Here is a 10,774-nt window from a genome sequence, read left to right as displayed (position 1 = left end):
AACCAGCAAATTCAACCAATCAAAAAACAATCGGTATCAACAAACTTGGCACACTATTGAGTTCTCAAACAACAGGAGCTACCGGCACCAAACACGACCAAACCATCATGTCCTCGCTCCGAAGCAACTTCACAAGCCTACCGCTGCCGGTTCCGTTCTCCAAATCGGCCGGTTCCCGCATTCCCGATCCTCTTCTCCGGGCCATGGAGGCAGGAGAGGTATCTCGGTTCTGTGGTTGTCGGCCGACCAGATGACTTCATCAGCGCGGATATAAACAGTAGCACCGCCTCCCGGTGGATGCAAAGCGGCGGCGGACCCTCCCGTCGAGGGTCCGCCGCCGCCTGCCGGCCGTGTCAGGAAGTGGCGGGCTTGAGGTAGAGCACCCCGAGAGGGGGTACGCGCACGTCGCCGTAGGCGGGCTGACCGTTGTGGGCTCCCTCCCGGGCGGTGATGGGTCCTGCATTGCCCACTCCCGAGCCACCGAACTCCGCGGAGTCGGTGTTGAGGACCTCGGTCCACTCCCCCGCCCACGGCAGGCCGACACGGAATCCCTCGTGCGGGCCTCCTGCGAAGTTGGCGATGCACACGATCGGGTTGCCCTGATGGTCCCACCGGATGAAGGACAGCGTGTTGTGCGCGCCGTCGTTCTCGTCGATCCACTGGAACCCGGCGGGCTCGTTGTCCCGCGCATAGAGCGCCGGGGTCTCGCGGTACACGGCGTTGAGCGCTCGGACCAGGTGCTGGACACCCTGATGTGACGGCGTCTCGGTCAGCCACCAGTCGAGACTGTGCTGCTCGGCCCACTCCGCCTCCTGCGCGAACTCCGTACCCATGAAGATGAGCTGCTTGCCCGGGTGCGCCCACTGGAAGGCGAGATAGGCACGGACGTTCGCCAGCTGCTGCCAGCGGTCGCCCGGCATCTTGCGCAGGAGCGAGCCCTTGCCGTGCACCACCTCGTCATGGCTGATGGGGAGCATGAAGTTCTCGGTGTAGGCGTAGACCATCGAGAAGGTGGCCTTGCCGTGGTGGTGCACACGGTTGACCGGGTCCTCCGAGATGTACTCGAGGGTGTCGTGCATCCAGCCCATGTTCCACTTGATACCGAAACCCAGGCCGTCGGCACTGGTCGGCCGGGTGACGCCGTCGAAGGCCGTCGACTCCTCGGCCACCATGACGATGCCCGGTGCGCGCTTGTAGGCGGTGGCGTTCACCTCCTGCAGGAAGGAGATGGCTTCGAGGTTCTCCTGGCCGCCGAACTTGTTCGGACGCCACTGGCCCTCCTCCCGGGAGTAGTTCAGGTACAGCATCGAGGCGACGGCGTCGACGCGCAGGCCGTCGATGTGGAACTCCTCGAGCCAGTACAGGGCGTTCGCGACCAGGAAGTTGCGGACCTCACGGCGGCCGAAGTCGAAGATGAGCGTGCCCCAGTCGCGGTGTTCGCCCAGGAACGGGTCCCCGTGCTCGTACAGCGTGCCGCCGTCGAAGTTCGCGAGTGCCCAGGCGTCCTTCGGGAAGTGTGCGGGCACCCAGTCCATGATGACGCCGATCCCGGCCTGGTGGAGCCTGTCGACCAGGTACCGGAAGTCGTCCGGTGATCCGAAGCGCGAGGTCGGCGCGAAGTAGGACGTGACCTGGTAGCCCCACGAGCCGCCGAACGGGTGCTCGGCGACCGGCATGAGTTCCACGTGGGTGAAACCCTGCCAGGAGACGTACTCCACGAGCTGTTCGGCGAGTTCCCGGTAGCTCAGTCCCTGGCGCCAGGAACCGAGGTGCACCTCGTAGACGCTCATGGGCCCGTTGTGGGGATCGCCGGCCGCGCGGGCCTGCATCCACTCGTCGTCCTGGAAGGCGTAGGTGGATTCGACGACCTTCGAGCCGGTGAGCGGCGGGACCTCGGTGCCGCGCGCCATGGGGTCTGCCTTCTCGCGCCACTGCCCGTCGCTGCCGAGGATGTGGAACTTGTAGCAGGTGCCGGCGCCGGCCCCGGGGATGAAGATCTCCCAGATGCCCGAGCTGCCGAGCGCCCGCATGGCGTTGACGCTGCCGTCCCAGCCGTTGAAGTCGCCCATGACCTGGACGGCACGGGCGTTGGGGGCCCACACCGCGAAGGACACGCCCTCGATGTCGCCGAGGACGGAGGAGTAGTGGCGGACGTGTGCGCCGAGCGCCGTCCACAGGGTCTCGTGCCGGCCTTCACCGATGAGGTGCATGTCGATCTCGCCGAGCGTCGGCAGGAACCGGTAGGGGTCGTCGACGACTATCGGATCGCCCTCGTACGTCACCTCGAGCCGGTAGTCGGGGACGTGGCCCGGGTTCTCGGCAGCAAGGACGCCGACCCAGATGCCGTTGTGCTCGTGCCGCAGCTCCGTCCGGCCGGAGGCGGTCAGGACGACGACGGAGCGCGCGAGGCGGCGCAGCGTCCGGATGGTGACGACGTCGTCGTCGCTGAGGTGCGCACCCAGCACGGCGTGGGGCTGGTGGTACGAGCCCTCCGACACCTGCTGCAGCACGGACGGCTCGACGGTGGCGGGCGTGAGGTCGGCCGCGGGGGCCGGGGTCGGGCCCTTCGTCTCCGGGGCGACCTCCTTCGCCTTCTCGGCGATGCCCGCCGTCGTGCTCTTCGCCTTGTCGGCGACCGCCTTCGCGGTGCCGGTGACGGCCTTCGCCGCCTTGCCCGCGAGGGTTTCCTTGCCTGCGCCCTTGGCGGGGCCGGCCTTCTTGGGGGGATTCATGTCAGCTGCTTTCGTTGCGTCCGTGCCGGACTGTGCGCCGAGGGTACGGCGGACATCCCGGGCGGGCATCTCGACCCAGTCGGGCCTGTTGCGGATCTCGTAGACGACTTCGTACAGGGCCTTGTCGAGCCAGAGGGCCCGGAACAGCGGGCCCGCGGTGTCCACGGGGGCACCGGCCTCCGCCGCGTACCCCTCGAGGAATGCGTCGCGGGCCGCGTCGGACCACTGCTCGGTCTCGGCGGCTTCTGGCGATCCGATCAGCGCGGCGCCGCGGGACGCGGCTGCGTACTCGAGCGAGCGGATCATGCCGACGACGTCGCGTACCGGCACGTCCGGGACACTCCGCTCCGCGGTGGGCCGGAGCGGCTCACCTTCGAAGTCGATGACGAGCCAGGTTCCGTCCGGCGCCTGCAGCACCTGGCCGAGGTGCAGGTCGGCGTGGATGCGCTGCAGGGGAGGGATGTCCTCCAGAGCCCCGATCTCGCGGATGATGCGGTCCACCTCGGCGCCGAGGGGACCGACGACGTCGCCCGCCTCGTCCCACGCCCAGCGGATGCGCTGCGCGAGGGCCTCCTTGAACTCCTTCTTCTCGGCCTCGGTGGCCGTGCGGCTTCCGAAGGCCCCGTCGAGCTGGTGGTGGATGCGCGCCACGGCACGGCCCAGGCTGCGGGCCTCGGCCGTGAAGTCGGCGGCGGTCGAGGCTGCGACCGATGCGGTGCGCCAGGCGTCGGTGCTCCCCTCGACGAAGTCCCGCAGCACGCTGACGTGGCCCGTCACGGGGTGGCCGGGCTCGCTGTCCGCTTCCTGCCACGTCCCCGTCACCCAGCCGAAGGTGTCGGGGGTGTCCGTGGAGCCGCCGGCGGTCAGCTCGGCGCTGATCTGGACGTCCGGGCTCTCACCGGCGGCGAGCACCCGGAAGAACTTCACGATCATCGACCCCGGGCCCGAACCGTAGACCACCGACGTGTTGGACTGCTCGCCCTGCAGCACCTTGACGGGCTGGGCGGTGCCCGGCTCCTGGTGGGCGGGCGCCTTGATGACGACGCCGGTCAGCCGGCCGTCCGTCGTCGTGGCGCGGGTCAGGATGAAATCGACCCAGAGCCGCACGAAGTCGGCGTCATGGGTCGCGTCGTACGCCCATCGCGCACCGAGCTCCGGGTGGTCCACCCGGCCGATGAGGCCGGCCGCCGCGCCGTCGAGCGGTGCCGAGCGGTAACTGATCGGCACGCTGACGACGCTGGTGTGGCGCCCCGACCCGACGGCCAGGAAGTGCACCTCGAAGCCTGCGGCGCCGGCCGGGTCCTCCAGGACCGTCCCGCCGACGACCTTCAGGTCCACCGACTCCCCCTTCACGGGGAACCAGCGCTGCGACGGGAGCCATCCGGCGAGGATCTCCGGGACAAAGGGGGAGGCCGCCGTCATCGGACCGCCTCGGGGATGGAGATGACGGGCATCGCCTCGGTGTGCGGGGACGACGTGTTGGAGCTCGCCGAACGGATACGCAGCCAGAAGAAGTCGTGGCTGCCGAGCGTCAGCATGATGCCGCCGTCCTCCTCGAACGCGGGGAAGATCGCTCCGCCGAACAGGTCCCGCAGGCCACGGCCCGCGAACTCGGGGAGGCGCATCTTCGCTGCGACGGGGTGCTGCGAGAGGTTGAAGATGCAGAGCACCGACTCGGCGGGCTCGCCCTCGGCGTTGCCCTCGTCGACCTGGCGGAGGAACGCCAGGACGTGCTCGGACTCGACGGGGACGTTGCGGTAGGTACCGAGGCCGAAGGCCGGGTGGGCCTTGCGCACGGCGAGCATCTGGCGGACCCAGTGCAGCAGCGAACTGGACGTCGCCATCTGCGCCTCGACGTTCACGTGGTTGTAGTGGTAGACGAGCGACTGCACGACCGGCAGGTAGAGCTTGCCGGGGTCCACCGGGGAGAAGCCGGCGTTGCGGTCGGGGTTCCACTGCATCGGGGTCCGCGATGCGTCGCGGTCCTCGAGCCAGATGTTGTCCCCCATGCCGATCTCGTCACCGTAGTAGAGGAACGGGCTGCCGGGCAGGGAGAGCAGCAGGGCGTGGATCAGCTCGACCTCCGCGCGGGAGTTGTCGAGCAGCGGGGAGAGCCGACGGCGGATGCCGACGTTGGCGCGCATGCGGGGATCCGGCGCGTACCACCCGAGCATCGCCTCCCGCTCCTCGTTGGTGACCATCTCGAGCGTCAGCTCGTCGTGGTTGCGGAGGAAGGTGCCCCACTGGGCGCCCTTGGGGATGTCCGGTGTCTCCTCCATCGTCTCGATGATGGGAGCGGCTTTCTGGTCCCTCAGGGCGTAGAAGAGCCGCGGCATGATCGGGAAGTGGAAGGACATGTGGCACTCGGGGTCGTCCTCGTCGCCGAAGTACTCGACGACTTCGTCCGGCATCTGGTTGGCCTCGGCGATGATGACGCGGCCCGGGTAGTTCTCGTCCACCATCGCGCGGAGCCGCCTGAGGAACTCGTGCGTCTTCGGCAGGTTCTCGCAGTTGGTGCCCTCCTCCTCGAACAGGTAGGGGATGGCGTCGGCACGGAATCCGTCGATGCCCTGGTCGAGCCAGAACCTCACGACGTCGAAGATGGCCTCCTGCACCTTGGGGTTCTCGAAGTTGAGATCCGGCTGGTGGCTGAAGAAGCGGTGCCAGAAGAACTGCCGGCGCACCGGGTCGAACGTCCAGTTCGACTCCTCCGTGTCCACGAAGATGATGCGCGCGTCCTCGTACTTCTCGTCCGTGTCGCTCCAGACGTAGAAGTCGCCGTAGGGGCCCTCGGGGTCCCGGCGCGACTCCTGGAACCAGTGGTGCTGGTCCGAGGTGTGGTTCATCGGCAGGTCGATGATGACCCGGACGCCGCGGGCGTGCGCTTCCGCGACGAGTCGCTTGAAGTCCCCCAGGGAGCCGAACTCGTCGAGGACGTCGTAGTAGTCCGAGATGTCGTAGCCACCGTCGCGCAGCGGGGACTTGAAGAACGGTGGAAGCCACAGGCAGTCGACGCCGAGCCACTGGAGGTAGTCCATCTTCTCGATGAGCCCCGAGAGGTCACCGGAGCCATCCCCGTTCGCGTCGGCGAACCCTCGGACCAGTGCCTCGTAGAAGACCGCCTTGCGGTACCAGTGGGGGTCGTGGGCCAGTCCAGGTGCGTTGAGCTGGAAGGGGTTGGGCACTAGTGCTGCCTCCTGATTGAGAGAATGTGGGCGGGTTCCACGTGGGGGTCGAGCCGGACGTAGTTGTGCTCGCCCCACGTGAAGGTCTGACCCGTGACGAGGTCGTCCACGAGGAATGTACCGTTCTCGTCGAGGTCGGCCGCGCCGACCCCGAGCCTGGCGAGATCCAGCGACACGGTGCTCTCGCGGGTACTATGCGGGTCGACGTTGACGACGACGATGATCGTGTCTTTGCCCTCCGCCGTCTGCTTGTGCTTGGCGAAGACGACGGTGGACGAGTCGGTGCTGCTGTGGACGCTGAGGTTCTCGAGGTCGCCGAGCGCGGGGTGGGTCCGTCGGATCCCGTTGAGCCTCGTGATGAAGGGCGCGAGCGAGCGTCCCTCCGCTTCGGCGGCGGCGTAGTCGCGGGGCCGGTACTGGAACTTCTCGTTGTCGATGTACTCCTCGGCACCCGGACGGGCCACGTGCTCGAACAGTTCGTAGCCCGAGTAGACGCCCCACAGCGGGCTGGCCATGGCGGCGAGCACCGCACGGATCTTGAAGGCAGCCGGACCGCCGTACTGCAGGTACTCGGTGAGGATGTCCGGGGTGTTCACGAAGAAGTTGGGCCTGAAGTACGCAGGGGAGACCGAACTGATCTCGGTGAAGTACTCCTCCAGCTCCGTCTTCGTGTTGCGCCAGGTGAAATAGGAGTAGGACTGCTGGAACCCGGCACGGCCGAGGGCGTGCATCATCGGCGGACGCGTGAACGCCTCCGCGAGGAAGATGACGTCGGGGTGCTTCTTGTTCACCCGTGCGATCAGCCACTCCCAGAACTGCACCGGCTTCGTGTGCGGGTTGTCCACACGGAAGATCTTCACGCCGTGCTGGATCCACATGAGGACGATCCGCAGGATCTCCTTCGCGAGACCCGCGGGATCGTTGTCGAAGTTGATCGGGTAGATGTCCTGGTACTTCTTCGGCGGGTTCTCCGCGTAGGCGATGGACCCGTCCACGCGCGTGGTGAACCACTCGGGGTGCGTCTTCACCCAGGGGTGGTCCGGCGCAGCCTGCAGCGCGAGGTCGAGGGCGATCTCGAGATCGAGCTCTCGGGCCCGCGCGACGAACGCGTCGAAGTCCTCGAAGGTGCCGAGGTCCGGGTGGATGGCGTCGTGCCCCCCGTCCGCGGAGCCGATGGCCCAGGGCGAGCCGGGATCCGCGGGGCCCGCCGTCAGGGTGTTGTTCGGCCCCTTGCGGTGCGTGTGGCCGATCGGATGGATGGGCGGCAGGTACACGACGTCGAAGTTCATGGCCGCCACGGCGTCGAGCCGTTTCGTGGCCTCACGGAAGGTGCCGGACGTCCACTCCGCGGTCTCGGGATCGTAGGAGGCACCCTCGGAGCGGGGGAAGAACTCGTACCAGGCGGCGCGCCCGGCCAGTTCGCGCTCGACGTCGATGGGGTACGCCCGTGATGCCGTCACGAGCGAGCGGATGGGTCGGCGGGCGATGGCCTCGTGGATCTCGGGCGACAACCCTGCGGCCAGGCGCGTCTCGACGCTCTGGGTCGTGTCGGCCAGGACCCCTGCGGCGCGGCGGAACAGCGCGGCGTCCTTGGCGGCCCGCTCACCGGCGGCGCGGGTGAAGAGGGCGGCGCCCTCGGCGAGCATCAGCTCGACGTCGACCCCGGCGGCGATCTTGATGGTGGCGTCGTGCTCCCACGTCCCGAAGACGTCGGACCATCCTTCGATGGTGAACGTGTGCAGCCCCTTGGCGCGCGGCGTCAGGATGCCGGCCCAGCGGTCGAGGCCGGATCCGACCGGCGTCATGCGGACGCGCTGCACCTCCTTGCCGCGGGGGTCGTGGAGGACGGCCGAGACGCCGAGCTGGTCATGGCCCTCCCTGAAGACGGTCGCCCCGATGGCGATGTCCGAGCCGGGGATCCCCTTGGCGGGGAAACGGCCGTCCTCGACGACGGGACTGACCGCCGTGATCGGGATGCGGCCGAAGCGCAGTCCTTCGGGATACTGGGCATTTCGGTTCTGCTCGGTAGGAGTGGTCACCCGTACGACGTTAGCGAGTAATGGCCCGAATTGCTAAGGCGGCTTGGCGTAACGTCAAGGCCTTTCCTGTAATACGCAAGCGTTTACGCAGCCGCCTCCCTCCGGCGCGGACAAGTGCGCTACCGTTTCCGGGGTGAAGGCCATCCGTAGATTTACCGTCCGAACCGTCCTCCCCGAGAACATCGCCCCGCTGGGCAAGCTCGCGAGCAACCTGCGCTGGTCGTGGCACCTGCCGACCTCGCGCCTGTTCGAGGAGATCGATCGCGCAGCGTGGGAGGAGAGCGGGCATGATCCGGTGTCCTTCCTGGGCTCCGTGACCCGCGAGAAGCTGCAGCAGCTCGCCGCCGACGAGAAGCTGGTGCAGCGCATCCAGGAGCTCGGCGCGGATCTGGACAGCTACCTGTCAGAACCACGCTGGTACCAGAGCCTCGGCGAGGACGCGCCCCGGAGCATCGCCTACTTCTCCCCCGAGTACGGCATCAGCGCCGTCCTCCCCCAGTACTCCGGTGGCCTGGGCATCCTGGCCGGCGACCACCTGAAATCCGCGTCGGACCTCGGCGTCCCCCTCATCGGCGTCGGCCTGCTCTACCAGGCCGGCTACTTCAAGCAGTCCCTCTCCCGCGACGCCTGGCAGCAGGAGACCTACCCCGTCCTCGACCCCGACGGCCTGCCGCTGACCCTCCTCCGCGAGGACGACGGCTCCGCCGCGAAGGTGGTGCTGCCCCTGCCCAACGGCCGGCAGCTCTCGGCGCACATCTGGCGCGCCGACGTCGGCCGTGTCCCCCTCCTGCTCCTGGACTCGAACGTGGCGGAGAACGACGACGCGGCACGCAACGTGACCGACCGCCTCTACGGCGGCGGCGGCGACCAGCGCCTCCAGCAGGAGCTGCTCCTGGGGATGGGCGGCGTCAAGGCCCTGCGCATCTTCCAGCGCCTCACCGGCACGCCCGCCCCGGAGGTCTTCCACACCAACGAGGGCCACGCGGGCTTCCTCGGCATCGAGCGCATCCGCGAACTCATGGATCCGTCCAACGAGTCGCCGATGAGCTGGGAGGAGGCGCTCACCGCTGGACGCGCGTCCACGGTGTTCACCACCCACACACCCGTGCCGGCCGGCATCGACCGTTTCGAGCGCTTCCAGATCGAGCACTTCTTCCACGCAGGCCTCGCGCCGGCCGTCCCCACGGACCGCGTCCTCGCCCTCGGGGCGGAGAACTACGCGGACGGCGATCCGACGAAGTTCAACATGGCCGTCATGGGCCTGCGCCTCGCACAGCGCGCCAACGGCGTCGCGAAACTGCACGGCGAGGTCTCCCGCGGCATGTTCTCGGGGCTCTGGCCGGGATTCGACACCAGCGAGGTGCCCATCACGTCGGTGACCAACGGCGTGCACGTCCCGAGCTGGGTCGACCCGCAGATCGCGGACTTCGCCCTCCGCCACTTCGGTGCGGAGTCCGTCCTCGACCCGCAGTGGGCCAAGGTCTACGACGTCCCGGACACCGACATCTGGGCGCTGCGCCGCAGCCTCCGCTCGAACCTGGTCGACGACGTCCGCCAGCGCCTGCGCTCCTCCTGGAAGAAGCGCGGCGCCGCCGACGCCGAGCTCGCGTGGACCGACTCCGTGCTGGACCCGGACGTCCTGACGATCGGCTTCGCGCGCCGCGTCCCCACGTACAAGCGCCTCACGCTCATGCTGCGCAACCCCGCCCGTCTGAAGGCGCTGCTGCTGCACCCGGAGCACCCCATCCAGCTCGTGATCGCCGGCAAGTCGCACCCCGCCGACGAGCAGGGCAAGCGCATGATCCAGGACCTGGTCCGGTTCACGGACGATCCCGAGGTCCGCCACCGCATCGTCTTCCTGCCCAACTACGACATCGCGATGGCCCGCACGCTCTTCCCGGGCTGCGACGTCTGGCTGAACAACCCGCTCCGTCCGCTCGAGGCCTGCGGGACGTCCGGCATGAAGGCGGCCATCAACGGCGGCCTGAACCTGTCCGTCCTCGACGGCTGGTGGGACGAGATGTACGACGGCGACAACGGCTGGGCGATCCCGACCGCCAACAACGGCGCCTCGGCCGACGAGCGCGACGACATCGAGGCCGCGGCCCTGTACGACCTCCTCGAGACCCAGGTGGGCCCCCGCTTCTACTCGCTGGTGCCCGCCGAGGGTGCGGGAGCGGCAGGACCGTCCGAGCCCTCGCGTGACGGCGTGCCGCACCAGTGGATCGCGATGATCAAGCACACGATGGCGACCCTCGGGCCCGCCGTGTCCGCGGAGCGGATGCTGCAGGACTACGTCGAGAAGCTCTACCGTCCTGCCTGGCGCGCAGGGCAGGAGGCCGCCGCGGATTCCTTCGCCCTCGCGAAGAGGACCGCCGCCTGGCGTTCCCGCATCCAGGGCAGCTGGCCGGCCGTCCAGGTGGAACACGTGGACTCGACGGGCGTCTCCGAGGACCCGCAGATCGGCGATTCGCTGACGGTCAACGCGTACGTGTCGCTCGGCGGCCTGGATCCCGACGACGTCGCCGTCGAGGTGGCCTACGGGCGCGCCCTGGAGAGCGACGAGCTGAGCGAGGTCACGGTCGAGGACCTCGACGTCGCCGAGAACCTCGGCAGCGGGCGCTACCTGTTCACCGGCGGCGTCCGGATCGACCACTCCGGGTCCTTCGGCTACACCGTGCGGGTGCTCCCGAAGCACGCCACCCTGGCCACGAAGGCCGAGCTGGGGCTCATCGTCAACGCGTAGGCGTCGCCCCCCGTCCGACCGGAACGACGAAGCCCGGGACCTCGAGGTCCCGGGCTTCGTCGTTCCTGCTCG

General features: G+C 68.5%; 5 protein-coding genes. 2 read left to right on the top strand and 3 right to left on the bottom strand.

Annotated elements, in window-relative coordinates:
• On the top strand, positions 1 to 254 hold a 254-nt coding region (locus CXQ97_RS20130), incomplete at its 5' end, for a hypothetical protein (protein WP_219815452.1).
• A gap of 99 nt (positions 255 to 353) precedes the next feature.
• Here the strand turns inward: CXQ97_RS20130 and glgB are convergent.
• Genes glgB through CXQ97_RS16720 form a run of 3 tightly spaced genes read right to left on the bottom strand, consistent with a single transcriptional unit; the run spans position 354 to position 7,956 of the window.
• Entirely contained in the window at positions 354 to 4,154 is a 3,801-nt protein-coding gene (glgB, locus tag CXQ97_RS16730) for a 1,4-alpha-glucan branching protein GlgB (RefSeq protein WP_104182019.1), read from the bottom strand.
• A complete protein-coding gene (treS, locus tag CXQ97_RS16725) occupies positions 4,151 to 5,917 on the bottom strand; it encodes a maltose alpha-D-glucosyltransferase (RefSeq protein ID WP_104182018.1) in 1,767 nt (588 codons plus the stop codon). Before treS ends, glgB begins: the two co-directional genes overlap by 4 nt.
• The gene (locus CXQ97_RS16720) at positions 5,917 to 7,956 is read right to left on the bottom strand and encodes an alpha-1,4-glucan--maltose-1-phosphate maltosyltransferase (RefSeq protein ID WP_104182017.1); all 2,040 of its coding nucleotides are present in this window, start codon (positions 7,954 to 7,956) and stop codon (positions 5,917 to 5,919) included. The genes treS and CXQ97_RS16720 overlap by 1 nt, the downstream gene beginning before the upstream one ends.
• A 133-nt stretch (positions 7,957 to 8,089) precedes the next feature.
• Between CXQ97_RS16720 and glgP the strand changes: the two genes are divergently transcribed.
• Entirely contained in the window at positions 8,090 to 10,702 is a 2,613-nt protein-coding gene (gene glgP, locus CXQ97_RS16715) for an alpha-glucan family phosphorylase (protein ID WP_104182016.1), read from the top strand.
• Positions 10,703 to 10,774: the final 72 nt, after the last annotated feature.

Origin of the sequence: Arthrobacter sp. B0490 (assembly GCF_002929355.1) — a bacterium.
Taxonomy (GTDB): domain Bacteria; phylum Actinomycetota; class Actinomycetes; order Actinomycetales; family Micrococcaceae; genus Arthrobacter_D.
Note: the sequence above shows the minus strand (reverse complement) of the source record. Positions and strands in the feature narration are given on the sequence as shown.

Coding starts and splice junctions, on each gene's coding strand:
- glgB (WP_104182019.1), bottom strand. CDS start 4,154: ATGACGGCGGCCTCCCCCTTTGTCCCGGAGATCCTCGCCGGATGGCTC.